Source organism: Streptomyces malachitofuscus (genome assembly GCF_055571035.1).
On sequence record NZ_JBVIGA010000013.1, the window covers coordinates 178,608 to 203,617 of the forward strand.

The 25,010-nt window shown below is 69.9% G+C and carries 21 protein-coding genes and 1 pseudogene; 12 read left to right on the forward strand and 10 right to left on the reverse strand.

Features of this window, described 5'->3' with window-relative positions; genetic code table 11:
• The first annotated feature begins 153 nt into the window (after nt 1-153).
• A complete protein-coding gene (locus ACZ44S_RS20500; RefSeq protein ID WP_466931032.1) occupies nt 154-903 on the forward strand; it encodes an SDR family oxidoreductase in 750 nt (249 codons plus the stop codon).
• Between the two features lie 331 nt (nt 904-1,234).
• Here the strand turns inward: ACZ44S_RS20500 and ACZ44S_RS20505 are convergent.
• Nucleotides 1,235-1,420, reverse strand: a pseudogene (locus ACZ44S_RS20505) (Tn3 family transposase); the annotation flags it as partial.
• Between the two features lie 189 nt (nt 1,421-1,609).
• On the opposite strand from ACZ44S_RS20505, the gene ACZ44S_RS20510 reads away from it, so the two are divergent.
• Complete coding sequence (locus ACZ44S_RS20510; protein ID WP_466931035.1) at nt 1,610-2,110, forward strand: isochorismatase family protein; 501 nt, start codon at nt 1,610-1,612, stop codon at nt 2,108-2,110.
• Here ACZ44S_RS20510 and ACZ44S_RS20515 read toward each other — a convergent pair.
• Entirely contained in the window at nt 2,033-2,710 is a 678-nt protein-coding gene (locus ACZ44S_RS20515) for a hypothetical protein (protein ID WP_466931037.1), read from the reverse strand. The two genes, ACZ44S_RS20510 and ACZ44S_RS20515, sit on opposite strands and share 78 nt — an antisense overlap.
• Nucleotides 2,711-2,910: 200 nt before the next feature.
• On the reverse strand, nt 2,911-3,132 hold the full coding sequence (locus tag ACZ44S_RS20520) for a hypothetical protein (protein ID WP_466931039.1): 222 nt from the start codon (nt 3,130-3,132) through the stop codon (nt 2,911-2,913).
• A gap of 422 nt (nt 3,133-3,554) precedes the next feature.
• Between ACZ44S_RS20520 and ACZ44S_RS20525 the strand changes: the two genes are divergently transcribed.
• The 6 genes from ACZ44S_RS20525 to ACZ44S_RS20550 all read left to right on the forward strand — a co-directional run bounded on the left by ACZ44S_RS20525 (nt 3,555) and on the right by ACZ44S_RS20550 (nt 12,353).
• Nucleotides 3,555-4,649, forward strand: coding sequence for an ABC transporter substrate-binding protein (locus ACZ44S_RS20525; protein WP_190163027.1), 1,095 nt, complete (start codon nt 3,555-3,557; stop codon nt 4,647-4,649).
• A 68-nt stretch (nt 4,650-4,717) separates the two neighbouring features.
• Nucleotides 4,718-6,277 carry a sugar ABC transporter ATP-binding protein gene (locus ACZ44S_RS20530; protein WP_466931040.1) on the forward strand — a complete coding sequence of 520 codons (1,560 nt, stop codon included), beginning with the start codon at nt 4,718-4,720 and terminating at the stop codon, nt 6,275-6,277.
• Nucleotides 6,270-7,232: an ABC transporter permease gene (locus ACZ44S_RS20535; RefSeq protein ID WP_466931043.1), complete on the forward strand. Its 963-nt coding sequence runs from the start codon at nt 6,270-6,272 to the stop codon at nt 7,230-7,232. The genes ACZ44S_RS20530 and ACZ44S_RS20535 overlap by 8 nt, the downstream gene beginning before the upstream one ends.
• Nucleotides 7,229-8,266, forward strand: coding sequence for an ABC transporter permease (locus tag ACZ44S_RS20540; protein ID WP_466931045.1), 1,038 nt, complete (start codon nt 7,229-7,231; stop codon nt 8,264-8,266). Before ACZ44S_RS20535 ends, ACZ44S_RS20540 begins: the two co-directional genes overlap by 4 nt.
• Before the next feature lie 133 nt (nt 8,267-8,399).
• Nucleotides 8,400-10,757, forward strand: a complete 2,358-nt coding sequence (locus ACZ44S_RS20545) for an AbfB domain-containing protein (RefSeq protein ID WP_466931048.1) — start codon at nt 8,400-8,402, stop codon at nt 10,755-10,757.
• 93 nt (nt 10,758-10,850) lie between these two features.
• A complete protein-coding gene (locus tag ACZ44S_RS20550; protein WP_466931050.1) occupies nt 10,851-12,353 on the forward strand; it encodes a family 43 glycosylhydrolase in 1,503 nt (500 codons plus the stop codon).
• 63 nt (nt 12,354-12,416) lie between these two features.
• Here ACZ44S_RS20550 and ACZ44S_RS20555 read toward each other — a convergent pair whose 3' ends face one another.
• Complete coding sequence (locus ACZ44S_RS20555; RefSeq protein WP_466931052.1) at nt 12,417-15,692, reverse strand: LamG-like jellyroll fold domain-containing protein; 3,276 nt, start codon at nt 15,690-15,692, stop codon at nt 12,417-12,419.
• Between the two features lie 302 nt (nt 15,693-15,994).
• Between ACZ44S_RS20555 and ACZ44S_RS20560 the strand changes: the two genes are divergently transcribed.
• A complete protein-coding gene (locus tag ACZ44S_RS20560) occupies nt 15,995-17,089 on the forward strand; it encodes a glycoside hydrolase family 43 protein (RefSeq protein ID WP_466931055.1) in 1,095 nt (364 codons plus the stop codon).
• Nucleotide 17,090: 1 nt separating this feature from the next.
• Here the strand turns inward: ACZ44S_RS20560 and ACZ44S_RS20565 are convergent, their stop codons facing one another.
• On the reverse strand, nt 17,091-18,287 hold the full coding sequence (locus tag ACZ44S_RS20565) for an SGNH/GDSL hydrolase family protein (RefSeq protein ID WP_466931058.1): 1,197 nt from the start codon (nt 18,285-18,287) through the stop codon (nt 17,091-17,093).
• 206 nt (nt 18,288-18,493) lie between these two features.
• Between ACZ44S_RS20565 and ligA the strand changes: the two genes are divergently transcribed.
• A complete protein-coding gene (ligA, locus tag ACZ44S_RS20570; RefSeq protein WP_466931060.1) occupies nt 18,494-20,584 on the forward strand; it encodes an NAD-dependent DNA ligase LigA in 2,091 nt (696 codons plus the stop codon).
• 25 nt (nt 20,585-20,609) lie between these two features.
• On the opposite strand, the gene ACZ44S_RS20575 is transcribed toward ligA, so the two are convergent.
• From ACZ44S_RS20575 to ACZ44S_RS20585, 3 genes are all read right to left on the reverse strand, one after another.
• A complete protein-coding gene (locus ACZ44S_RS20575; protein ID WP_466931062.1) occupies nt 20,610-21,050 on the reverse strand; it encodes a nuclear transport factor 2 family protein in 441 nt (146 codons plus the stop codon).
• A 186-nt stretch (nt 21,051-21,236) separates the two neighbouring features.
• Nucleotides 21,237-22,094: an SDR family oxidoreductase gene (locus tag ACZ44S_RS20580; protein WP_466931065.1), complete on the reverse strand. Its 858-nt coding sequence runs from the start codon at nt 22,092-22,094 to the stop codon at nt 21,237-21,239.
• 110 nt (nt 22,095-22,204) lie between these two features.
• On the reverse strand, nt 22,205-22,561 hold the full coding sequence (locus ACZ44S_RS20585) for a VOC family protein (RefSeq protein ID WP_466931067.1): 357 nt from the start codon (nt 22,559-22,561) through the stop codon (nt 22,205-22,207).
• Nucleotides 22,562-22,657: 96 nt separating this feature from the next.
• On the opposite strand from ACZ44S_RS20585, the gene ACZ44S_RS20590 reads away from it, so the two are divergent.
• Together ACZ44S_RS20590 and ACZ44S_RS20595 are read left to right on the forward strand one after the other, a co-directional pair.
• On the forward strand, nt 22,658-23,311 hold the full coding sequence (locus tag ACZ44S_RS20590) for a phosphoribosyltransferase (RefSeq protein WP_466931069.1): 654 nt from the start codon (nt 22,658-22,660) through the stop codon (nt 23,309-23,311).
• A 74-nt stretch (nt 23,312-23,385) separates the two neighbouring features.
• On the forward strand, nt 23,386-23,775 hold the full coding sequence (locus ACZ44S_RS20595; protein ID WP_466931072.1) for a RidA family protein: 390 nt from the start codon (nt 23,386-23,388) through the stop codon (nt 23,773-23,775).
• 25 nt (nt 23,776-23,800) lie between these two features.
• Here ACZ44S_RS20595 and ACZ44S_RS20600 read toward each other — a convergent pair whose 3' ends face one another.
• A complete protein-coding gene (locus tag ACZ44S_RS20600; RefSeq protein ID WP_466931074.1) occupies nt 23,801-24,598 on the reverse strand; it encodes a VOC family protein in 798 nt (265 codons plus the stop codon).
• Nucleotides 24,599-24,694: 96 nt separating this feature from the next.
• Entirely contained in the window at nt 24,695-24,844 is a 150-nt protein-coding gene (locus ACZ44S_RS20605; RefSeq protein ID WP_466931075.1) for a hypothetical protein, read from the reverse strand.
• Nucleotides 24,845-25,010 lie beyond the last annotated feature (166 nt).

The following is a 25,010-nucleotide window of genomic DNA, read 5'->3' on the forward strand; positions in this document are numbered from 1 at the left end:
TGGGCTTTACTGGAGGATCGTGCAAGGAGTAGCGAGGATAGTTCTACTATCTGCGCAGGTCAGAGCGATTCAATGGGATTACCGGTTCTCCCGTGGAGCAGGAAAATGCCTGCCTACCCGTATGGATCCCACCACATCGCAAAGGGGCACAACATGAAGACAGTTCTGATCACTGGTACCTCATCCGGGTACGGGCGGGAGACCGCCCTCTACTTCCACTCGCAGGGGTGGAACGTCATCGCCACCATGCGGACGCCGCGTCCAGGCGTCCTTCCTGAGTCGGACCGGCTCCGCGTCATCGAGCTCGACGTGACCAGGCCCGAGAGCATCACCGCCGCGTTCGAGGCCGAGGGCCCCATCGATGTCCTGGTCAACAACGCGGGCGTGCCCTTGATCAGCGTGGTCGAGGGCACCCCCATGGCCCGAGTGCGGGAGGTCTTCGAGACCAACACGTTCGGCGTGATGGCGATGACGCAGGCGGTGCTGCCCCAGTTCCGCGAGCGTGGCTCCGGCGTTGTGGTGAACGTGACCTCGAGCGTGGTGCTGGGGCACATGCCGCTCACGGCCGTCTACAAGGCGAGCAAGATGGCCATCGAGGGGTTCACCGCCTCCCTCGCGCTCGAGCTCGCGCCGTTCGGTGTGCGGGCGAAGACGGTCGAGCCGGGCGCCTGCCTGACGACGAACTTCGCGGCCAACGCGACGAAGGGCGCCTCGCTGGACGAGCTGGTCCCGGCGCCCTATGCACCATGGGCGAAGAAGGCCATGGGCGACTTCACGGGCCAGGACCTGTTCACCAAGGAGAGCGACGTCGCCGAGACAGTGTGGCGAGCCGTGCACGACACGACGGGCCAGCTGCGATTCCCCGCCGGCCCCGACGCGGTCTCGCTCTCTCAGGCGAAGTGATCAGCCAGCAGGCACGGTCACGCCGCACTGATACCAGGAGCTGGCCCCGCTCCCACGCACCGGGTCGGCTCGCCGTCGGGCGCTCACAAACCTGACCAACGACGAGAAGCCGGACCGGTTCGCCCTGGGCCACGGTCACCGCCGGGACGCCGTCTACGACCGGCCCGCCTGCCGACAGAAGGCGTACCGGGCACGCTGGGCCGCCGAACGGATCCGCGAAGCCGTAGCAGCTCCGGCCGGTGTGACGGCTCCCGTACCCCTCTCCGGGGCCTTGCCGGCGCAGACGCCTAGGTCAAAATTATGGCGACCACGACGAACCATTTGTATGACGTCACTCGTCGTCGGTGGCGTCCTTGTCACGCAGCGGGCGCATCCCGCCGGGCAGCTCGGGCAGCTTGAACGAGTACCGGCTGAGCATGTTGATGTGCTGCCGCACGAACGGGGAAAGGCGGGCGACGTCCTCGTCGCGCACGTCGAACCCGTCCGTGCGCAGCTGGTTCACAGCGGCGTCCAGGTACCAGGACTCCAGCACGCAGAACACGTACGCGTTCCAGTCCACCGTGCCCGGCTCCAGGTGCGGCGCCGACAGCACGAGGCGCCGCCACGACCCGGCCAACAGCGACACGTCGATCTCGTCGGGCCCCACCTTCTTAAGTCGACGACCTGGACCAGGAGATTGAGGAACGGCCGTACGGTGGGGAACCGGGTGACCAGCATCGACCGCCACGCCTCGTCGGCGTCGGAATCCAGCGGCGGGGTCAGCTCGAACAGTGCGGCGATCGCGGCCGCCAGCTCCTCCCGGGGCACCACCTGCTCGATCTCCGCCCACATCGCCTCCAGCGTCGTGACGGCGGTCTCGATGTCGAACAGCATCATCACGTCGAGGTCGATCTCGGGGTGTGCGCGGTGGAAACCGCGCAAGATCCGCTACGGCAGCATGTCCACCACCAACCTCCACCAGCAGCTACGCGAGCGCGGCATCACCACACCGGTCTTCTCCGGCGTCAGTACCAGCGGAGTCGTCCTGTCCACCGTCATCGACGCGGCCGACTGCGACTACCAGCTCTACGTCCTGTCCGACGGCGTCGCCGATCTTCCCCTCACGGGCTACCAGTGCGTGGCCGCCGGCCTATTCGGATTGCAGTTCGCGGACCCTGGCACGGAACATGCGCCAGCGCCTCTCGTTCTCATGGACAAGCATCGCTGACTCCGTCAGCAGGTCAGATGCCCTGTCGAACAGTTCAGAAGCCGAATAGAGATAGGCGGGTGCCTTCCGCTCGCCTCGCAGGTCGGCTCGGAGCGCCGCTGGAGAGAAGTCGACCCGGGCCAACAGCTCAAGGGCACGGCGCAGCAGCCGCGCGACCAGAGCTTGCAGGTTCGCCGACTGCCAGTCATTGGCGATGATCCGGTGCCGCTCCCCGAGCAGGTCGGCCAGCGCCGAGTAGGGGGCCAGGCTTCCGGCAATTTCCCACGCCTGCTCCATGGCCTGTGCCAGCCACGCGCCGCCCTGCTCGGTCTCTTCGGCCAGCGTGCCGGCTTCCCTCTTCAGTCTCCTGAGTTCGGCGGGCTCGTCCTCCCCCTCCATGAAGAGGATCCCCGACTCCGCCACGAGCCCCGGAGCATTGAGGTCCTCCGTGCCGGCGAACGTGATCGCCGAGGTCTGCTCACCGGCGCCCACGTCGCTCCACCGGTCGGCCAGTGACTTCAGCGCCCGAGACCGTGCCTGGAGCTCCGCGGCCTGCCGCAGCGGGGCCTGTGAGTAGTACTGCTCATGCTCTCGATGGAACTTCGCGAGGTTGTCGATCACCTGGAGCAGTGAGTCTGGAGGGGTCTGAGCCTCGTCTGCAGGCATGCCTGCATTGTGGCCCACCTCATCGCACATGGCACCCGGCGCGCCCATCAGAGGAAACACCAGTCAGACGTCCACCATCCACCTGGCCGGCCTCCACGTCGCAGCCATCTTCCTCTGATCAGGCCGCTGATTGAGGAGAAGTCGTCCGACGCATGTCAGTTCCAAGGTTCCCGGTGGGGGTTCTCACCCAGCAGCTTTGCTGCGACCCTGCAGAGATCTTCGCCGAAGAGCTGGTTGCTGCCCCACTCGGAGCCCCACAGGTCGGACGCGGCCTGGGCCACGGCGCGCCAGGAGTAGTCCTCGTCGCATCGCCACCTGCGGATCTGAGCAGCCATCTCCGGCGTGATCGTCGCTGGGTCGACCGTGTTATGTGTCATTCCGGCAACTCCAGGGATGTTGCGGTCAAGGTGGCCAACGGGTTCCGCCCTCGCCCGTTTGGCGGACGGCCCAGGACCTCGCCCGCAGAAGCCGACAGGCGCACCTTGCAAGCGTTTCCAGCCTCGGAAATTGGGACCACCCGCTTACCCCCAAAGATCCGGAAGAGAGGCTGCCCTAGTTCACCCGCCTGCCGCAAGCGCTTCCCACGCCGCCCTGCCCCCACGCCGCGCCGACGAACGCCCCGCGGTTCACGCCCCCTCCCCTTCTCACCTTGTGCGCAAGGGGTTTACAGCATTCTTCCAACGATGTAAAACCTCCTTGCGGCGCACCGGACGCCGCCGTGCACAGGGGGAGCAGCTCCACTTCGCGCGTCCTTCGGCTCCCCAGTTCCCTTTTCAGCGTCACCCGGATCGGGGTCACCATGCAGCGCACCACTCACCGTTCTCTCCTCATCGCCCGTCCCGTGGTCGTGGCCTTGGCCGCCGCCGTGGCCCTGACCGCAACGTCCTGCGCCAAGTCGGAGGACGACGCGGCGGACAGCAAGAAGTCCCCGGCGGCCGCCGGGGCCGAGCAGCAGGTCGTCACACCGAAGCCGGGCAGCGAGACCTGCACCGTCGACGCCTACGGCGGCAAGAAGATCGACCTGAAGGACGCCACGGTCGGCTTCTCCCAGTCGGAGAAGGAGGCCAACCCCTTCCGCATCGCCGAGACGCAGTCCATCAAGGACGAGGCGGACAAGAGAGGCGTCAAGCTGCTGACGGCCAACGCCCAGTCGCAGTTCTCCAAGCAGATCAGCGACGTCCAGGACCTGCTCGCCAAGGGCGCCGATCTGCTGGTGATCGCCCCCCTCAACTCCGACGGCTGGGACCCGGTGCTCCAGGCAGCCGCCGCCAAGAAGGTCCCGATCGTCACCATCGACCGCAAGATCAACGCCACGGCCTGCAAGGACTATGTCTCCTTCATCGCCTCCGACTTCGTCGAGCAGGGCCGGCGCGCCGCCGACCAGATGATCGAGGCCACCGGTGGCAAGGGCGAGGTCGCGATCCTGCTGGGCTCGGCCGGCAACAACGTCACCACCGAGCGCACCAAGGGGTTCAAGGAGCGCGTGGCCGAGAAGGCACCCGACCTCAAGGTGGTCTTCGAGCAGACCGGTGACTTCACCCGCGAGAAGGGCCAGCAGGTCACCGAGCAGCTCATCCAGTCGAAGCCCGGCATCAAGGGCATCTACGCGGAGAACGACGAGATGGGCCTGGGTGCGGTCGCCGCGCTGAAGGGCGCCGGCAAGAAGGCCGGCGACGTCAAGATCGTCACGGTGGACGGCACGCGCAACGCCGTACAGGGCGTCGTCGACGGCTGGATCAGCGGCGTCATCGAGTCCAACCCGAGGTTCGGCCCGCTGGCGTTCCAGACGCTGGACGACTTCACCCAGGGCAAGGAAGTCCACCAGGACATCATCATCCAGGACAGCGCCTACAACGCCGACAACGCCGAGCAGGACCTCGGCAAGGCCTACTGAGTCCGCCGCGGGGGCCCGGCTCCCGGGCCCCTAGTCCGTCCGTCACCCCTTTCTTCCTGGAGGCACAGGTGGCTCCCCCCGCCGAAGTCCTCGCCGTCCGCGGACTGAGCAAGACCTTCCCCGGCGTCCGGGCCCTGGACGACGTGGACCTGACCCTGCACGCCGGTGAGGTCCACGCCCTGATCGGCGAGAACGGCGCCGGCAAGTCGACCCTCATCAAACTCCTCACCGGAGTCCACCGGCCCGACGCCGGTGACATCGTTTTCCTCGGTCATGACGTCTCCTTCGCCACCCCGCTGGAGGCCCAGCGGGCCGGGATCTCGACCATCTACCAAGAGGTCAACCTCATCCCGCTGTTGAGCGTGGCCCGCAACCTCTTCCTGGGCCGCGAGCCGCGCAACCGCCTCGGTCTGCTGGACTTCGCCCGAATGAACCGGGAGGCCGAGGAGACACTGCGCGCCTACGGCGTCCGGGTCGACGTGCGCCGGCCGCTGCGCAGTCTCGGCGTCGGCGCACAGCAGATGGTCGCCCTGGCCCGCGCCGTGGCGAGCGAGGCACGGATCGTCATCATGGACGAACCGACCTCCTCCCTCGAACCGCGGGAGGTCGAGACCCTGTTCTCGGTCATCCGCCGGCTGCGTGACGAGGGCATCGCCGTCATCTACGTCAGTCACCGTCTCGACGAGCTGTACGCGGTGTGCGACACGGTCACCGTGCTGCGCGACGGCCGCCGTGTGCACCACGGCCGCCTCGCCGAACTCGACCGGCTCTCCCTGGTGTCCACCATGCTCGGCCGGGAGCTGGGAGAGGTCCGCAAGGAGGGCCTGACCAAGTTCACCGGCGACCATCACGCCACCGACGGCCAACCCGTGCTGGAGGCTCGCGAACTGACGGTTCCGCACCAGTTGCACGGCGTCTCCGTGAGCATCCGGCCCGGCGAGGTCGTCGGCCTCGGCGGGCTGCTCGGTTCCGGCCGCACCGAAACCGCGAAGGCCATCTCCGGTGCGCTCCCGACGACTTCGGGCAGCGTGATGGTGGCCGGGGCCCCGCTGCGCCGCGGCTCCACGCCCGCGGCCATCCGCGCGGGCATCAGCCTGCTGCCGGAGGACCGCAAGAGCGAGGGCATCGTGCCCGGTCTGTCGGTCCGCGAGAACATCTCGCTGGCCGTCCTGCCCCGGCTCTCCCGGTTCGGGCTGGTCTCCGAGGCGCGCGTCGACAGCATCGTGGACACCTTCATCGAGCGGCTGCGCATCAAGGCGTCCTCGCCGCAGCAGAAGGTCGGCGAACTGTCGGGCGGCAACCAGCAGAAGGTGCTGCTCGCCCGCTGGCTGGCGATGAACCCGAAGGTGCTGCTCCTGGACGAGCCCACCCGGGGCATCGACGTCGGCGCCAAGGCCGAGGTGCAGAAACTCGTGGACGAACTGGCCGCGGACGGCCTGGGCGTCCTGCTCATCTCCTCCGATCTGGAGGAACTGATCGAAGGGTCCGACCGCGTGGTCGTACTGAAGGACGGTGCCGTCGTCGGCGAGCTGGCCGGCGACGAGGTCACCGAGGACAAGCTGATGCGGACCATCGCCGGGCACGCCCCGGACCGGGACGCGGTCGAGGAGGCGGCCACCGATGGCTGAAGCCGCCCTCAAGACCGTCCCGCTGGACCGGACCCGCATCCTGCAGTGGCTGCAGACCTACGGCGTCTACGCCGGCGTGGCGCTGCTGCTCGTGGTCAACATCGTCATCACCCCGCACTTCCTGTCCGCGGAGAACTTCCGCACCCAGGCCGTGCAGGTCGCCCCCGTCATCATCGTCGCCCTCGGCATGGCCCTGGTGATCGGCACCGAGGGCGTCGACCTCTCGGTCGGTGCGGTGATGGCCCTGGCGGCCTCGGTGACGGCCCTCTATCTCGGTTACGGCCTCGTGCCCGCGCTGCTCGTGGTGGCGGTGTTCGCCGCCGTCGTCGGGTTCGCCAACGGCGCCCTGGTCGCGTTCATCGGTGTGCAGCCGATCGTGGCGACACTGGCGCTCATGGTCGGCGGCCGGGGCCTCGCCCTGGTGCTGCTGCCGCAGCTGGAGGACCTGCGCAACCCCGCGCTGGCCTCCCTGGGCTCCGGCGACGTGCTGGGCATTCCGTATCTCATCCTGATCGCCGCCGTGCTGGCGGGGCTGGTGGCCTTCGTCGTCCGCCGCACCACCTTCGGACGGCAGCTCCTCGCCATCGGTGACAGCCGTCCCGCGGCGCAGCTCGCCGGTCTGCCGGTGCGTCGCGTGCTCATCGTGGTGTACGTCGTCTGCGCGCTGCTCGCCGCCGTGGCCGGCGTCCTGGCCACGGCACGGCTCCAGGCCAGCGACCCGACCTCGCTGGGCAACCTCATGGAGCTGTCCGCCATCACCGCCGTCGTGGTCGGCGGGACGCCACTGACCGGCGGCCGGGTGAACATCGCCGGGACCGTGGCGGGAGCCGTCCTCATCCAGCTGCTCACCGCCACCCTCATCAAGCACGATCTGCCGCCCTCCTGGACCCAGATCGCGCAGGCCATAGTGATCGTGTGCGCGGTCTACGCGGCACGGGGACGGGGGAAGCGATGACCGCCACGAAGACGGACGCCCCGGTGACCGCGACGAGTGAGCAGAGCCCGGCACCGGCCGGCGAGCCCCTGGGTTCCGCCCGCTCCGAGCGGGTGAGCGCGCTGGTCCAGCAACACGGGGCGCTGGCCGTGCTGGTGGTCGTCTCCCTCGTGGCGTCGTTCAGCTTCGACTCGTTCGCCACCGGTGACAACATCAGCAACATGGCGACGAGTTCGGCCTTCCTCGCGATCGTCGCACTGGGCATGACCTTCGTGATCATCACCGGGGGCATCGACCTGTCGGTCGGATCGCTGTTCGCGCTGGGCGGGGTCCTGGCGGCCTGGGGGTCACGGCACGGAACGCTGGTGGCCCTGCTGCTGCCGCTGGTGGTGTGCGGGGCGGTCGGCGTGGTCAACGGCCTGCTCGTGGCCCGCTCCCGGCTGGCCCCGTTCATCGTCACGCTGGCCGCCATGCTGGGGGCTCGCGGTCTGATGCTGGCCCTCACCGACGAGGGCGCCAACACCTATCTCATCGGCAAGGGTTCCTTCCTGGCCGAACTGGGGCAGGGCAGCACTCTCGGTCTCGGCAACCCCGTGTGGATCACCCTGGGGCTGTTCGTCGCCGGGGCGGTCGTCCTGCGCCGCACGCGGTTCGGCCAGCATGTGTACGCGGTCGGCGGCAACGAGGACGCGGCGGCGCTGATGGGCGCGCCGGTGGCCCGTACCAAGATCCTCGTCTACACCATGAGCGGGGTGCTGGCCGGGCTGGCCGGCGCGCTCAACGCGGCATGGCTCGCCTCGGGCGTCACCATCCTCGGCAACGGCATGGAACTGGAGGCCATCGCCGCCGTCGTCATCGGAGGCACCCTGCTCACCGGCGGACTCGGCTACGTCAGCGGTGCCCTGGTCGGTGTGCTGCTGCTCAAGGTGATCCAGAACGTCATCAACCAGATCGGCTCCCTCGACTCCTCCTACCAGCAGGTCGTCAGCGGCGCCTTCCTGGCCGTCGTGGTCGTGGCCCAGACCTGGCTGGGCCGCCGCCGGCAACTGATGTAGAGCTCCAAACGCGGCACCGGGCCGACAGGACTCCGGTGCCGCGTCCGGTACCAGGCGGCCGGTGACGCTCCCACGCGGACCGGCCGCTTCTCGCACGCGCACGCCTCCCACCCCCACTTCCCAAGGAGTGACGATGCGTCGAGTACCAGCCCCACGTCCGCCTCTCCCCCGGTCCGGACGGCGGTGGTGGCTCACCGCCCTGTCGGCCGTGCTGGTCCTGCTCGCCGGCACGGCCCTCACCGGTCCCGGCACGGCGGCCGCGGCACCCCGGGCATGGACCCCGAAACCCGCGCCGATGACCACCCCGTGGACCGGCCAGGTCCCCGTCGACAACCCCCTGCCGGAGTACCCACGGCCGCAGCTCACCCGCCCCGACTGGGCCAACCTCAACGGCATCTGGGACTTCGCCGTCACCTCGGCGGACGCCGGCCAGCCCGCGTCGTTCACCGAACAGATCCGCGTCCCGTTCGTCGCCGAGTCGGCGCTCTCCGGGATCCAGCGCAAGATCACGCAGAACGACAAGCTCTGGTACAAGCGCACCTTCACCGTCCCGGCCGGCTGGAACGGCCGCCGCGTCCAGCTGCACTTCGGCGCCAGTGACTGGCGTACCACCGTCTGGGTCAACGACCGCCAGGCCGGTGCTCCCCACAGCGGCGGCTTCGACGCCTTCTCGTACGACATCACCGACCTGCTGGCCGGCGGCGCCAACACGCTCGTCGTCTCCGTGTGGGACCCCACCCAGACGGGCGGTCAGGCGGTCGGCAAACAGCGGCTCAACGACGTGACACCGCACCCCGGTGGTGGCATCTTCTACACGGCCGCGTCCGGCATCTGGCAGACGGTGTGGCTGGAGCCCACGGCCGCGGCGCACATCACCCGCCTCGACATGGTGCCCGACCTGGCCGCCAACCGGCTGAAGGTCACCGTACGGGGCTCGGGAACCAGTTCTCACCGGGCCCGCGTGACCGTGTCCAGCGGCGGTACCGCGGTCGGCACGGCCACCGGACCTGTCGGCGCCGAGTTCACCGTCCCGGTGCCGAACGCGCACCGGTGGTCGCCGGACGATCCCTTCCTCTACGACGTGAGGGCGGAGCTGCTCTCCGGCGGCACGACGGTCGACTCCGTCGGCAGCTACACCGGGATGCGCTCCATCGGGCTCGCGCGGGTGGACGGTGTCCTCCGCCCGGTCCTGAACGGGGAGTTCGTGTTCCAGACGGGCACCCTCGACCAGGGTTACTGGCCGGACGGCGTCTACACCGCTCCGACCGACGCCGCTCTCCGGTTCGACCTGCAGAAACACAAGGACCTCGGCTTCAACACGGTGCGCAAGCACATCAAGGTGGAGCCCCAGCGGTGGTTCTACTGGGCCGACCGGCTCGGGCTGCTGGTCTGGCAGGACATGCCGTCCATGGAGCGCACCCCCGACGCCGCCGCGCGCGTCCAGTGGGAGGCGGAGTACGAGCGGATCATCGACCAGCACCGCAGTGCGCCGTCCCTGGTGATGTGGGTCAACCAGAACGAGGGATGGGGCCAGTACGACCAGGCGCGCATCGCCGACGAGGTCAAGGCGTACGACCCGTCCCGCCTGGTGGACAACATGAGCGGCGTCAACTGCTGCGGGGCCGTGGACGGCGGCAACGGTGATGTCGTCGACCACCATGTGTACGTCGGTCCCGGCACCACGGTGCCCAGTGCCACGCGCGCGGCCGTGCTCGGCGAGTTCGGCGGGCTCGGCTACAAGGTGGCCGGTCACGAGTGGTATCCGGGCGGCGGTTTCAGCTACGAGGACCAGCCGGACACGGCGCATCTCAACGACCGACTGACCGGGCTGCTGGACGGCATCCGTGAGGTGCGGATGCCCAAGGGGCTGTCCGCGTCGCTCTACACCGAGATCACCGATGTCGAGAACGAGGCCAACGGTCTGCTCACCTACGACCGTCAGGTCGTCAAGGTCGACGAGGCCCGGGTCAGGGCCGCCAACCGGGCGCTGATCGACGCCTCCCGCTCACCGTCCGCCCCGGTGACGCTGCCCACCGGGCAGTTCGTCTCGCTCCGGGTGACCACCCCCGACCACACCGACCGCTACGTCCGGCACCAGGACGGCGCGGCGTTCACGGAGGTCGTCACCGGCGGCAGCGACACGCTGCTGAAGAACGACGCGACGTGGCGGGTCGTGCCCGGCCTGGCCGACAGCACCTGCTACTCCTTCGAGTCACGCAACTACCCCGGCGAGTATCTGCGGCACCGCAACTCCCGTGTGTACAAGGAGGGCGGCAGCGGCGACCTGTTCCGCGCGGACGCCACGTTCTGCCCGGTCCGGGGCGCCGGTGGCGGTGTGAGGCTGTCCGCCTACAACTTCCCCGAGCAGTATCTGCGCCACTACAACGCCGAGTTGTGGCTGGCCGTCCCCGGCGGAACCCGCACCTGGGACAACCCCGCCCTCTTCACGGAGGACACCACATGGGCCGTGGCAGCGCCCTGGGCCCCGTGAGCGCGCCGAAGCCGTCCGCGTGACCGAGCGGTGGCGGCCGCTTGCCGGGCCGCCACCGCACCCGTTCCCCCACCACCATTGGAGTTCTGGACGATGACTGCCCGAAGGACCGGACTCGCCGTCAGGTGCTGTGCCACCCTGCTCGCCGGCGGACTGCTGATAACGATGTCACCCACCGCCGCCGTCGCCGCGCCCGACTACGCGACCGCCGAGGCCGGCAATCCCTTCGTCGACGGCTGGTACGCCGACCCGGACATCGCCGTCCACGACGGCGCCTACTGGGTCTACCCCACCACGTCGCGGCCCTACGACGAGCAGACACACCTCGACGCCTTCTCCTCCACCGACCTGGTCCACTGGACCAAGCACAGCAAGGTCCTCACCAAGGCCGACATCTCCTGGGCCGAGCGCGCGATGTGGGCACCCGCCCCGATCGAGCGCAACGGCAAGTACTACCTGTACTTCGCCGCCAACGACATCCAGAACGACTCCCAGCCCGGCGGGATCGGGGTGGCCGTCGCCGACCGCCCCGAGGGCCCGTACGAGGACGCCATCGGCCGGCCGCTGATCTCGCGGTTCCACAACGGCGCCCAGCCCATCGACCAGGACGTCTTCATCGACGACGACGGCCAGGCGTACATGTACTACGGCGGCTGGGGGCACGCGAACGTCGTCAAGCTCAACCCCGACATGACCAGCCTCGGCACCTTCGCCGACGGATCGACGTACAAGGAGATCACCCCGGCCGACTACGTCGAGGGTTCGCAGATGTTCAAACGGAACGGGAAGTACTACCTGATGTGGTCCGAGGGAGGCTGGACGGGGCCCGACTACTCGGTCTCCTACGCCATCTCCGACTCGCCGACCGGCCCCTTCGAGAAGCTCGACAAGGTGCTCGCCCAGGACCCCGCGGTCGCCAGGGGATCCGGCCACAACTCGGTCGTCAATGTGCCCGGCACCGACATCTGGTACATCTTCTACCACCGGCGCCCGCTCAGCGAGACGGACGGCAACCACCGTCAACTGGCCTACGACCGCATGCACTTCCGTCCCGACGGCACGATCGAGCGGATCGAGATGAAGGTGCGCGACAACTTCGCCGACGGCAACGCGCTGGGCTGGAAGACCTACGGCGGGTCGTGGGCGGCGGCCGGCGGACGCTACCGGGCGGGCCGCTCGCCGGGCGGCAAGGCACTGCTCGACACCGACTTCGCCGACTTCACCCAGGACACCGACGTCACCGTCACCTCGCGCGGCGGGGACGCCGGCCTCGTGTTCCGGGTGACCCGGCCGACGGTCGGCACCGACGGCTACAGCGGCTACTACGCGGGGATCAGCGGGAACGGCACGGTCGTGCTCGGCAGGGTGAACGACTCCTGGACCCCGCTGCGCACCGCCCGCCTGCGAATCACGCCCGGCTCGACGCACCGGCTGCGGGTCACGGCCGTCGGCTCCTCCATCGAGGTGTACGTCGACGACATGAGGACGCCGAAGATCTCGGTGACCGACACCGCCTACTCCAGGGGTGCGAACGGGGTGCGGGTCTTCAACACGGCGGCCACGTTCGACAACGTGGCGGTGAGCTACGTGAAGTGACCGGGAGCACGACGGAAGGTGCGGACGCCGTTTCGGCGTCCGCACCTTCTGCTGTCCTGGCGGTTACGGCTTCTCCGCCGTGTACAGCGCGCTCACCTCCTGCGCGCTCAGCGCCCGGTCGTAGGCGTTGACCTCGTCCACCGCCCCGTTCCAGAAGTCGACGTTCTGGCCGTTCCACTGGGCGCGGCCCACCGTGAAGGGGCCGGAGGCGACGTAGTTCGGCCCGCCCTTGACGGTGGCCGCCCGCTCACCGTCGACGTAGAGCGTGATGTCGCCCGTCGTGTCGTCCCGCACACCGACCAGGTGGTACCAGCGGCCGGTCTCGGGCGTCATCTCCATGCGGGCCCGCTGACCGTCCGGTGTGCTGAAGGCGAACGCGCCATGCCCGTACTGCAGGTAGAAGGGGCTGGTCTGCCGCTTCGCGTCCTGGCTGACGGCGGTGGCGTAGTTGCCCGGCAGCGAGTCCAGGGACACCCACGCGGACACCGTGTAGCTGCCGGTGGTGTCGAGCACCGGGCCGTCGGTCTGGGCGTGCCGGCCCTGACCGTCGAACCGCAGGGCGCTGCCGCGGACTCCGTCGGTCCAGGTCGTCCCCTCGCTCAGCTTCAGCGGCTTGTGCTGGGGACCGTCGTCCTTCGCGGTGGCGCCGGTGCCCTCGTCGAGGGTCCAGGAGCCGCCGCCCTTCAGCTGCTCCCGGTCCTCGCCCGCGGCGGCTCCGGCCGCGATGACCTTGCGGTTGATCTCGCGCACCGGGGCCGGATCGACCTTGATCTCCCGGCGGTCGTAGGTGTAGAGGCCGTTGAGTTCGTTCTCCAGGTCGGTGATCTGGGTGTACACCGATCCGGAGAGCTCGGCGCCGGCCTGGTCGAGGTAGAACTTCTCGGTGTTCTCGACGTACTTGCGGGTCAGGGCTTCCTTGCTGTCGACGCCGCTGTAGATGACGGTCGGGGCGCCCGGCCACATGTGGCCCGGGGTGCGCAGGGTGAAGCCGCCGTGCTCGCCGTCCATGGCCGCGCGGTGATCGGGGAAGGGCGGGTCCTCGTTGTTGTAGTCGTGGTGGTCGATGATGTCGCCCTTGCCGGAGTCACCCTTGGAGTTGCAGCAGTTGACACCGCTGTGGGCGTTGACGACGCGGGAGGGGTCGGCTTCCTTGACCGCCTCGGCGATACGGCCGCTCTCCTCGCGGTTCCACTCGCCCCAGCCCTCGTTGAAGACGATCCAGCCGATGACGGATGGCGAGTTGTGGTGCTGGCGCATCATTTCCCGGCCCTGGTCGACGAAGGCCTTCTGTCCGGTCTCGTCGGTGAGGTTGCCGGAGACGAAGTCCTGCCAGACGAGCAGGCCGAGCCGGTCCGCGTGGTAGAACCAGCGCGGCGACTCCACCTTGATGTGCTTGCGGACGGCGTTGAAGCCGAGCTTCTTGTGGGCTTCGAGGTCGAACGCCAGCGCCTTGTCGCTGGGCGCGGTGTAGAGGCCGTCGGGCCAGAAGCCCTGGTCGAGGGTGGCGAGGGAGAAGACCGGCTTGCCGTTGAGCACCAGCTTCGGATACCCGCCGACCTCCTTGATGCCGACCTCGCGCATGCCGAAGTAGCTGTCGACCTCGTCGGTGGAACGGCCGTCCCTCAGCTTGATCTCGAGGTCGTACAGGTAGGGGTCGTCCGGGGTCCACAGGTGCTGCCTGGCCACGCGCAGGTCGAGCTCGCTGTTGGCCGGTCCGCTGACCCTGCCCACGACCCGTCCGCGGGTGTCACGGGCGACGGCCTCGACGCGGGCCCACTTCGAAGCGTTCTCGGACTCGACGGTGACCGCAAGGGTGCTGCTGTCGATGTCGGGCGTGGTGACTACGTTGTCAACGGCCGCTTCGGCGACGGGTTCCATCCAGACGGTCTGCCAGATGCCGGACGTCTGGGTGTAGAAGATGCCGCCGGGGTTGGTGGACTGCTTGCCCATCGGCTGGTTGGCGCCGCCGGTGTCGGTGACCGCGACCACGATCTCCTGCTGTCCCCGGTGCTTGAGCGCGTCGGTGATGTCGGCACTGAAGGCGTTGTATCCGCCGGTGTGTTCGGCGACCTTCCTGCCGTTGACCCAGACGGTGGCCTGGTAGTCCACGGCGCCGAAGTGGAGCTTCAGCCGGTTGCTCTTACCGCTCTTGCCGACCTTCCAGCTCCGCGGGACGTCGACGAGCTTGCGGTAGAACATGTGGTCCTCGTGCCGTTCGAGCCCGGAGAGCTGCGACTCCACCGGGAAGGGCACGGTGATCTTTTCTTTGAGGTCCTTGCCGAACACCGGCTGTTCGCCGGCCTCGGCTCCGCTGAACTGCCAGGGTCCGTTGAGGTTCTTCCACTTGTCGCGCACCTGCTGCGGGCGGGGGTACTCCGGCAGCGGGTTGTTCCTGTCGAGCTTGTCACCCCACGGCGTGGTGATCCGGTGGGTGGAGCTGTTCGCGGCGTAGCGGACGATCCGGGGAACGGTCTCGTCGCCGGTCTTGAGGCCGCCCTCACCGTCGTAGGTGACCCGGACCTGCTGGTTCTTCTGGATCGGCTCCGCGAGTGTGACGAGGAGGGAGTTGGGGTCACCGGGGGCGGGCGCCACCGACTTGAGCGGCATGGCGGTCGTGTCGGCCTCGATCTTGAGGTGGTCCGCCACCTGGGCGACGTCGCTCACCCGGCCCTCGAACCGGGCGAGCAGCTTCCGTCCGTCCTCCCCGACGGTCAGCTCCACCGGGAAGACCTCGAAGCCGGCGGGCGGGGTGAACGCGGAGGTCGGGACGAGCTGCTTGGGCATCGTCGGGGTCGACCAGCGCAGGAACATGTTCGCTCCGCCGAAGTCCTGGAACATCTCCAGGCGGAAGTCGTGCTTCTCCCCGGCCTTCAGCGTGACCGGTGCGCTGGTCTGCTCCCGGTCCCAGTCCGGCTCCCAGTGGTCGATGACCGGTTCGCCGTCGATGAACAGCCGGAAGCCGTTGTCGCCGATGGCGTGGAAGGTGTAGTCACCGTCCTCGGGGGCTTCGATCTGCCCGGTCCAGCGGGCGGTCGTGTGCTCGGTGCGTCCGGTCAGCTCCTGGAAGGTGCTGGTCAGTCCGGAGAAGTTGATCTGCGGCTCCAGCAGGGTGCCGCCGAGTTCGGCGAAGTCCCGGGCACCCGGTGCCGACATGCTGAAGTACTCGCCCTTCAGGCCGTTCACCTGGACGTCGGCTTCGGCGGCGGCGAGGGCGGACGCCCCGGCCGTCGGCACCGCGGCCGTCGCGGCGGGCGCCAGGGCGCCCGTGGACAGGGCCAGGGCCGTCACGGTCAGCACGGCCCACCATTTCGATCTGGGGCGGGGGTGTTGTCTTGTCATCGAACCTTTCCTCGCGCAGAGGGCATGGGGCCTGGACGGAGCAGGCGCGGCCATCGGCTCGTCCAGAAAGTATTCCAACGTTGGAAATTCGGTGTGCAGCGGAATGACAACACGCCTCCCGGCGCCTGTCCAGGCTTCGCGCACAGCTGACGCACCGTCAGAATGCGCATCGGCGGGCGGGAATGAGTCCTCGCTGGTGAACGGCCGGACAGTTGCGACTGTATTGACATGTCCCGCTCCAGTCGCGATCCTGCCAAGACGTCTTCATCGATGTAAATGCCGGCGTGGAGGTGACGGATCCGATGACCAGGCTCCCGAAGGGGACGGCGGGACCCGCTCGCCGCCCGGCCGGCCTCGTCGCCTTTGTGCTGGCCGGCATCCTCGCCGCCGCGATGACGATGACGTCCGCGGAACCCGCCCGGGCGGACCGGACCGGCCTGCGCGCCGCCGACCCGAGCGTGATCCGGGTGGGCGGCACCTACATCTCGGTGCAGTCGGCCGGGGGCGGCATCGTCGTACGGCAGGCACCGTCGACGTCCGCACTGGCCTCGGCCACGCCTCGGCGGGTCTGGTCCGACACCCGTGACCGCGGTGAGGTGTGGGCTCCGGAGCTCGTGAGGGACGAGGGCCGGTACTACATCTACTTCACGGCCGGCCGCGGAGCCGCGCACCGCATGTACGTGATCAGCTCGGACCGCCCCGACAGCGGGTACTCCCAGGAGACGGAACTCGCCCTGCCGGACGACAAGTGGGCCATCGACGGGACCCTGTTCACCTTCGGCGGACAGCGCTGGTTCGTCTGGTCCGGCTGGGCCGGCGACACCAACGTCGAGCAGAACATCTACATCGCGCGGATGAGCAGCCCGACCACGCCGACCGGTGCGCGGTACATCATCTCGCAGCCCCGGGAGAGCTGGGAGCGGGTGGTCGGCAACCCGTTCATCAACGAGGCCCCGGAACCGATCAGGGATCCGTCCGGGCAGCTGCACATCGTCTACTCCGCCAACGGCAGTTGGAGCGACCAGTACTGCCTGGCCGACCTGCGGCTGCGGGCCGGCGGTGACCCGACGTACGTGTGGGACTGGTACAAGTCCAACGGGTGTCTGTTCGGTTCGAACCGGGCGACCATGATGGCCGGCTGGGACCCGACGCTCCACGTCAACGGCCCCGGGCACCACAGCTTCGTCCTGCTGAACGGCGACATCGCCACCAGTCCGCCCGCGGGGCCGCGGTTTCCGCTGATGTTCCACGCCGTGCCGAAGGGCACGCCGTACTCGTGGGAGAACCGTTACTGGTACACGGGCACCTTCTGCTGGTGGGGCGGCACCACCTACGGCCGCGCCAACGTGCCCGGCCCGAACACGGACACCGGCTGGAGCCTGAAGTTCTTCGAATAGCTCAGCCCCTGCTCCCGCTCTCGGCGAACGGGCCGCGTCCGGCCGCGAAGGCGTGGGCGGCGAAACGTTCGCCCATGCGGCGGTGGGCGGCGGCGTCGGGGTGGAGCCGGTCGGGCAGCGGCAGTTCGGCGTGGTCCGCCTCGCCGTAGAGCTCCCGCCCGTCGAGGTGGTACAGGTTCGGGTCGTCCGCCGAGCGTTGCGTCACGATGCGCTCCAGCTCGTCGCGGATGACAGACAGCGTCAGCTTGCCCTCGGCACGTTCCGCGGGGTCGCCCGCCGCGGTGAACAGGAGCTGCCCCTCGCCGAGCCGGCTGAAGTCGAAGGCGGTGGGGCCGGGCGTGTCCTCGTGGATGGGGCACAGGATGGGCGAGACAACCAGCAGCGGTGCGGTGGGGTGCCCCTCGCGGAGGGTGTCGAGGAAGCCGTGGACGGCGGGAGTGAAGGCACGCATCCGCATCAGGTCGGCATTGACGAGGTTGATGCCGACCTTGACGCTGATCAGGTCGGCGGGCGTGTCGCTCATGGCGCGCGCGACGAAGGGGTCGAGCAGCGCGCTGCCGCTCAGTCCCAGGTTCACCAGTTCCACGCCGCCGCGTGCCGCGGCGAGCGCCGGCCAGGTGGTCGTGGGGCTCGCGGCGTCGGAGCCGTGGCTGATGGAGCTGCCGTGGTGCAGCCAGGTCCTGCGGCCCGAGGCCGTGGCCGCCTCCACGGGTGCGTCGGTGCGCAGGGCGATCAGTTCGGTCGTCTCGTTGTGCGGCAGCCAGATCTCGACGGTCTTGTCGTCCCCGGACAGGCCGGTGAAGCGGAGGGTGGCGGCGGGGCCGGTGGCGTGTTCGACCGTCCCGGTGCTCATGTCGACGGTCAGGGTGTTGCCGGCGGCCGCGGTGGCCCGGCCGGCCGGGCGTCCGTCGACGAGCAGGTCGTACTGGCCGTCCGGGCGGGGCGGGGCGCCGACGTAGATCCGCTTCGTGGGCACCGTGTCCAGTTCGACGGCTCTCGCGCGGGTGCGGAAGACCAGGCGTACGCCGGAGGGCTGGGACTCGGCCATGGCGAGCTGCGCGTCGGTGTTCCGCGCCCGGGCCCAGGCGGGCAGGCGGTGCGGCAGGACCCCCTGAGGGGTTGGCTCCAGATCGAGCGCACCGCGCACGAGGTCGGCGGTTATGGGCGTGATGATCGGGGTGTGCGAGGTGGAGGGCATGGTTTCGGTCCGTGTGCGTGGGGGCGGGTGGGTGAATGGCGTGGCCCGGGTGTCACGTGCGCCGTCCAGGCGTTTCGCGGCCGGCCGTGGGCGTGCCGCGGTGATGCGCGCGGCCACCTGATAGGAGTATGCATTTACCTATAACCTTTAGGCAAATGCCGACTGCTCTTGATCGATTGTCAGTGGCGGGCGGCACTATGTGAGCCATGACAACACCTGCAGCAGTGATCGTCGACGCCGCTGCCTACGCGCAGGCGGTCGAGGACGCCGTGCGTGCGGCGGCCGCCTACTACGCGGGAGGCACCTCGCCGCTGGACGACGACGCGTACGACCGGCTGGTCCGGGGGATCGCCGACTGGGAGGCGGACCATCCCGACGGGATACTCCCCGACTCCCCCACCGGGAAGGTCGCCGGTGGCTCGGTGGTGGGCGACGTGCCGCACACGGTGCCGATGCTCAGTCTGGACAACGTGTTCTCCGCGGAGGAGTTCACCGCCTGGACCGCCTCGCTGGCCCGCAGGATCGGCCGTGACGCGGCGCGCTTCAGCGTGGGCCCGAAGCTGGACGGGCTGGCGATCGCCGCCCGCTACAGCAGCGGCCGGCTGTGTCGGCTGATCACCCGCGGGGACGGGACGGCCGGGGAGGACGTCTCGCACGCCATCGGCACCATCGAGGGGCTGCCGGAGCAGCTGGCCGAGCCGGTCACCGTGGAGGTGCGCGGGGAAGTCCTCATGACGACGGCCCAGTTCGAGCACGCCAACGAGGTGCGCACCGGTCACGGCGGGCAGCCGTTCGCCAACCCGCGCAACGCGGCAGCGGGTACCCTGCGGGCGAAGGAGCGCGTCTACACGGTGCCGATGACGTTCTTCGGCTACGGCCTGCTGCCGCTGCCCGGGACCGACTCCGGACTGGCCCGGCGGATGAACGGGATGGCGCACAGCGACCTGATGGCACTGGCCGCGGACCTCGGCGTGCACACCAGCGCGCGTACCCCGGTCCCCGACCTCGTCGCCGAGACCCCCGACGAGGTCCTGACCAGGGTGAAGGAGATCGCCGCGCTGCGCGCCGAGCTGCCCTTCGGCATCGACGGGATCGTCGTCAAGGCCGACCTCGCCGCCGACCGTGAGGCCGCCGGGTCGGGCTCCCGCGCCCCGCGCTGGGCGATCGCCTACAAGCTGCCCGCTGTGGAGAAGATCACCCGGCTGCTGGAGGTGGAGTGGAACGTCGGCCGCACCGGCATCATCGCCCCGCGCGCCGTCCTCGAACCGGTCGTCATCGACGGCTCCACCATCACCTACGCCACCCTGCACAACCCGGCCGACATCACCCGCCGCGACCTGCGCCTGGGCGACCACGTCATGGTGCACCGGGCGGGCGACGTCATCCCCCGGATCGAGGCCCCGGTCGCCCATCTGCGCACGGGCGAGGAGCAGCCGATCGCGTTCCCGGCTCAGTGTCCGCGGTGCGGTTCGGACATCGACACCCGTGAGGAGCGCTGGCGGTGCGCCCAGGGCCGCAACTGCCACCTGGTCGCCTCCCTCGCCTACGCCGCGGGCCGCGACCAGCTCGACATCGAGGGGCTGGGCGCGACCCGTGTCGTCCAGCTCGTCGACGCGGGCCTGGTCACCGACCTCGCCGACCTGTTCACGCTCCGGCGCGAGCAGCTGCTCGCCCTGGAGCGCATGGGGGAGACCAGCACAGACAACCTGCTGGCCGCGCTCGCCAAGGCCAAGGGGCAGCCGCTGTCACGGGTGCTGTGCGCGCTGGGCGTCCGGGGCACCGGACGGTCCATGTCACGGCGTATCGCCCGGCACTTCGCCACCATGGACCACATCCGCGCGGCCGACGCCGACGCCATGCAGCAGGTCGACGGCATCGGGGCGGAGAAGGCCCCGTCGATCGTGGCGGAGCTGGCGGAGCTGGGTCCGCTCATCGACAGGCTCGCGGCAGCCGGCGTCACCATGACCGAGCCCGGCGCCACTCCGCCGGCCGCCGCCGATGCCGCCGCGGACGGCGACGGCGAGGCCGCCGCACAGGCGCCCGGCGGGCCGCTGGACGGGATGACCGTCGTGGTCACCGGCGCGATGACCGGGAACCTGGAGAAGCTCTCCCGCAACGAGATGAACGAACTCATCGAGCGGGCCGGCGGACGCTCGTCCTCCAGCGTGTCCAAGAAGACCACGCTCGTGGTCGCGGGCGAGGGCGCCGGTTCCAAGCGCGCCAAGGCCGAGCAGCTCGGCGTCCGCCTCGCCACCCCGGACGAGTTCGCCGCCATGGTCGCCGGGCTCCTCGGCTGAGCGGGCGCGGGCCCGCACCCGGCCGTCAGGGCGCGGCGCAGGCCTCGGCGATGGACAGGCTGTTCTCGTAGAGGTGATGGCGGGTGATCCGGCCGTCCTCGACGGTCAGGCGCAGGGCGAACGGCCCCTGGAAGGACCGTCCCGTCGCCCGTACCGTCCCGGACAGATGACCCGTCAGGACCGCGTCCTTTCCGTCGACGAGGAAGGCGTCCACTTCGGCATGTGCGTCCTCGGGCACGGTGTGCTCCATCAACTCCGTGAACTGGGCGGCGCATTCGACAGCGGTCGAGCGCGGGCGGATCCACGGAACGGCCGGGTTGTCGGCGAGCAGCCAGTCGACCTCGTCGGCGAAGAGCGCGACCAGCCGTGCGGTGTCCCCGGCCGACCGGGCGGCGAGGAACTCCCGCACGACGGCCCGGGTGGCCTCGGCGTCGGACTGCACGGTGGCGGCGGAACGGACGGGCATGTCGCTCTCCTCACGGCTGCGGCCGGGTCCCCGTCTGCGGGGTCCCCGTGGATGGACCCGATCCTGCCGGACGAGGAAGGAACGGGGCGATTACCTCGAGGGTCATGCCCGGGCCCGGACCGGGCCGGACGGTATCCGCCGCTGGGGCGGCCCCGTCGGTGCCCGGCCCGGGCACCGTGCGGAACGTCATGCCGTGCCCGCGGCTCCCCCTGCCGTGAACGCGCTCGCGTGCTCCTCGGCCCACTGGGCGAAGGTACGGGCCGGGCGGCCGGTGACCTTCTCCACGGTGTCGACGACCGTGCGCCCGACCTCCGGCGTGTTGCCGTACGCCTCGAGCAGGAAGCCGATCACGTCCTCCGGGTGCCCCGCCGCCCGCCACTGCGCCACGGCCTCCTCCTCGGTCAGCTCGACCAGGGAGACGGCCCGCCCCCGGGCGGCGGCGATCGCCGCCACCTTGTCGCCGACGGTCAGCACCTCGGGACCCGTGATCACGTACTCCTGACCGCCGTGGCCCTCCTCGGTGAGGGCCACCGCGGCGACGGCGCCGATGTCGCCCTCGTGGACCATGGCACTGAGCCGGGACACGAACGGCTCGCGGACCTCGTCCGAGGCGACGATGCCCTCGGCCCACTCGAGCGCGTTGGCCATGAACTCCACCGGCATGACCACCGTCCAGTCCACGCCGTCGTCGGCCCGCACGGCGTCCTCCAACAGGGACGGGCCGCCTCCGTGCAGCACGGTGACCCGCCGTACACCGGCCGCCCGGGCCGCCTCCAGGATCCGCGGCCCGGTCTCCAGCGGGGCGAAGTAGGGCCCGCCGAAGGTGATCAGGTGCAAACCGGTGACACCCTCCAGCGCCGGGACCAGGCTGTCGGGTTCGGTCAGATCGCCCCGCACCACGTCGACCTCCGCCGGCAGGCCGGCCCTCGCCGGATCCCGGGTGAGGGCGCGGACCGCATGGCCGCGGGCGAGCAGTTCGGCGACGACCTGACGGCCGACGGTTCCGGTGGCGCCGGTGACAAGGATCTTCTCTGTCTGTGTCATGGGACGACCGTAGGAGGGCATGCGGTCACCTTCCGTCCGCAAGTGCGCCGACGGCCCGTGCCGCTTGTTGCTCTCCCCTGACCGCTGCGTGAAGTGCGTCGTCCGCCCTCTCAGGTCACCGGCTCACCGATGCCCAGCAGGTTGCCCTCGCTGTCGCGGAACCAGGCGCCCCGTTCGCCGCGGGCACCCTTGGTGGGGTAGTTGCCGTCGACCTCGGCGATGCCGTCGACGGTGCGGAATTCCGGGATGTCGACCTCCTCGAACACCACGCCGCGCCGTTTCAGCTCCGCCACGACACCGTCGAGATCGTCGACCTCGAACGCCATCTGGGTGAAGGTCCCCGGGGAGGCTCCGGTCGACGCGAAGAGGGCGAATTCCGCGCCGGCGCAGCGGTACAGCAGCCCGCCGGGGCGCTCGTCGACGGGCTCCAGGCCGAGCCGCTCGGCGTAGAAGCGGCGCGCCCTCATCTCTCCACTGTGCGCCGACGGCGGAGGCGGGCGCGACGTGAGTGGCGGGGACGCAGGCGGTTACCCGTCCCGGGAGGCCGAGGAAGGGAGCGAGCCGTGCGATTCCGAAGCCGTGAGGAGGCCGGACAGGAGCTGGCCGTGAGGATGCTGGAGTGGGCGAGCAGCGGCGATCTCGCGAACGTGACCGTGCTGGCGCTGGCGCGCGGGGGTGTTCCGGTCGGGGTGGAGATCGCCCGGGCGATGGCCGTCCCGCTGGACGTTCTGCTCGTCGCCCGGGTCGGTGTGCCCGGTTCCCCCGAGGTCGGCATCGGGGCGATCGCCGGCGACGACCCGCCGGTGTTCGACCGCACGGGACTGCGTGCCCTGGACCTGTCCGTGGACAAACTGGGGCCCGAGGTGGCCCGCGCACGCGTCGAACTGCTCCGGCGCGAGCAGGTGTACCGCGGAGGACGCCCCGCGCCGGACGTCCGCGGTCACAGCGTGGTCGTCGTGGACGACGGACTGGTCACGGGGATCACGGCCCGCGCCGCCCTGCGCCTCGTGCGGCGTGGCGACCCGCTGCGCCTGACCCTGGCGGTCCCGGTGTGCTCTTCAGAGACCGCAGCGGCGCTGCGCGACGAGGCCGACGACGTCGTCGCCCTGCACCAGCCCGAACGGGTCCGCTCCGTGGGTGAGTGGTACTCCGACTTCCCGGCGGTCTCCGACGAGCAGGTAAGGAACGCCCTGCGGGAGCTCCACCCGGCCGGTTAGGCGTCCTCCCGACACCAGGGCGGCACCGTTACCCCGTTGGACGCAGCGGTGCCGGCCGCCATAGCGTGCGGCGTATGACGGAGCGACGTGCAATCCTCAGCGGCTCGACGTTCGAGGAGCAGATCGGTTATGCCCGCGCCGTGGTCCATGGCGACGCGGTCCATGTGTCCGGCACGACCGGGTTCGACTACACCGACATGACCATCTCAGAGGACGTGGTGGAGCAGGCCGAGCAGTGCCTGCGGAACATCGAGGCCGCGCTGAAGGAGGCGGGGTGCACGTTCGCCGATGTGGTGCGGGTGCGTTATCTGCTGCCCGACCGGGCCGACTTCGAGCCCTGCTGGCCGGTCCTGCGCCGCTGTTTCGGGGACGTCCGGCCGGCCGCCACCATGCTCGTGTGCGGTCTCGCCGATCCCCGTATGAAGATCGAGATCGAGGTGTACGCACAGCGATCGGCCCGGTGACGGCCGGCCTCGCATCCCGGCGCCTTCAGTTCTGGGCCGGGGTCATCACCACGAAGTCCGCGTTGAAGGGGTCGAGGCACACGGCCAGGCGGCCGACGCCTTCCGCGTCCGCCGGTCCCATCTGCACGCTTCCGCCGTTCTCGGTGACCTTGGCCACCGCGGCGTCGCAGTCGGTGACATGGAAGACCGGGTGCCAGTACGGGCGGCCGCCCGCCAGGGCGAGGTCCTCCTTGCGGAGTTCCATGAGGCCGCCGTGCATGCGCTCCTCGGGCAGCCCGGCCGGGGTGATCAGGGTGTAGGTGCCCTCCCCGCCCGGCATCTCCATGTCGCTGAACTGCCAGCCGAGGACCCCGCCGTAGAACTCCTTGGCGGCCGCCGCGTCGCTGGTGTAGAGCTCGGTCCAGGACAGCGACCCCGGATCGTCCACGAGGTCGACCCCGGTGCTCTCCCCCGGCTGCCAGACGGCGAACTGTCCGCCCAGCGGGTCGCTGTACTGGGCCATCCGGCCCCATTTCTCGAGGTCCATGGGCGGCACCCGCACGGTGCCGCCGGCGCGCTCCACCGCCTGGGTGGTGGCGTCCGCGTCGGCGACGGTGTAGTAGATCATCCAGGCGGGGCGGGCGCCCTCCTCGGTGAGCTTGCCGAGCCCGGCGACCATCTTGCCGTCCTTGCGGAACATCCCGCCTTCCATGTCCTCCCCGTCCCCCATGGGCTCGTAGTCCCAGCCGAGGACCGCGCCGTAGAAGGCCGCCGCGGCCGGTACGTCGGGAGATCCGAGGTCGAGCATGCAGGGGGAGCCGGGGGCGAAGTCAGTGGTGATCACCGCGATGTCCTTTCGCAGGTTTCCCTTTGGCCTCAGCGTGCCACCGGGCACTGACACCCGCCCTCCGGCTTGGCCGTCCGGGTCGACCGGTGCGGGCTACCGCGTGTCCGCCGCCGTGCGTACGGTGAAGGCCGGCACGAGCCGGGACGGGTCGGCGGCGTCGCGGTAGATCGTGTGAGTGAAGGGCGGCCCACCGGCGTGGACGCGCCGCACGTACTCCTCGATCGTGCCCGGCTCGACCGGCACGGCCCGTGTGTGCCGGCCGGGGGCCCCTCCGCGGCAGGAGGAGCGCCGCGGCATCGGGCCGGTATGGCCGGTGCCACCACCAGCATGTCGCACGACCTCGGCTCCACCCTCGGTTCGGCATGACCGGCCTCCGTGGCGCGCACACGGCCGCGGACGAGGAGTCCGG

Coding starts and splice junctions, on each gene's coding strand:
- ACZ44S_RS20580 (WP_466931065.1), bottom strand. CDS start 22,094: ATGACACAGACAGAGAAGATCCTTGTCACCGGCGCCACCGGAACCGTC.
- ACZ44S_RS20500 (WP_466931032.1), top strand. CDS start 154: ATGAAGACAGTTCTGATCACTGGTACCTCATCCGGGTACGGGCGGGAG.
- ligA (WP_466931060.1), top strand. CDS start 18,494: ATGACAACACCTGCAGCAGTGATCGTCGACGCCGCTGCCTACGCGCAG.
- ACZ44S_RS20560 (WP_466931055.1), top strand. CDS start 15,995: ATGACCAGGCTCCCGAAGGGGACGGCGGGACCCGCTCGCCGCCCGGCC.
- ACZ44S_RS20540 (WP_466931045.1), top strand. CDS start 7,229: ATGACCGCCACGAAGACGGACGCCCCGGTGACCGCGACGAGTGAGCAG.
- ACZ44S_RS20525 (WP_190163027.1), top strand. CDS start 3,555: ATGCAGCGCACCACTCACCGTTCTCTCCTCATCGCCCGTCCCGTGGTC.
- ACZ44S_RS20550 (WP_466931050.1), top strand. CDS start 10,851: ATGACTGCCCGAAGGACCGGACTCGCCGTCAGGTGCTGTGCCACCCTG.
- ACZ44S_RS20520 (WP_466931039.1), bottom strand. CDS start 3,132: ATGACACATAACACGGTCGACCCAGCGACGATCACGCCGGAGATGGCT.
- ACZ44S_RS20575 (WP_466931062.1), bottom strand. CDS start 21,050: ATGCCCGTCCGTTCCGCCGCCACCGTGCAGTCCGACGCCGAGGCCACC.
- ACZ44S_RS20585 (WP_466931067.1), bottom strand. CDS start 22,561: ATGAGGGCGCGCCGCTTCTACGCCGAGCGGCTCGGCCTGGAGCCCGTC.
- ACZ44S_RS20545 (WP_466931048.1), top strand. CDS start 8,400: ATGCGTCGAGTACCAGCCCCACGTCCGCCTCTCCCCCGGTCCGGACGG.
- ACZ44S_RS20565 (WP_466931058.1), bottom strand. CDS start 18,287: ATGCCCTCCACCTCGCACACCCCGATCATCACGCCCATAACCGCCGAC.
- ACZ44S_RS20595 (WP_466931072.1), top strand. CDS start 23,386: ATGACGGAGCGACGTGCAATCCTCAGCGGCTCGACGTTCGAGGAGCAG.
- ACZ44S_RS20535 (WP_466931043.1), top strand. CDS start 6,270: ATGGCTGAAGCCGCCCTCAAGACCGTCCCGCTGGACCGGACCCGCATC.
- ACZ44S_RS20555 (WP_466931052.1), bottom strand. CDS start 15,692: ATGACAAGACAACACCCCCGCCCCAGATCGAAATGGTGGGCCGTGCTG.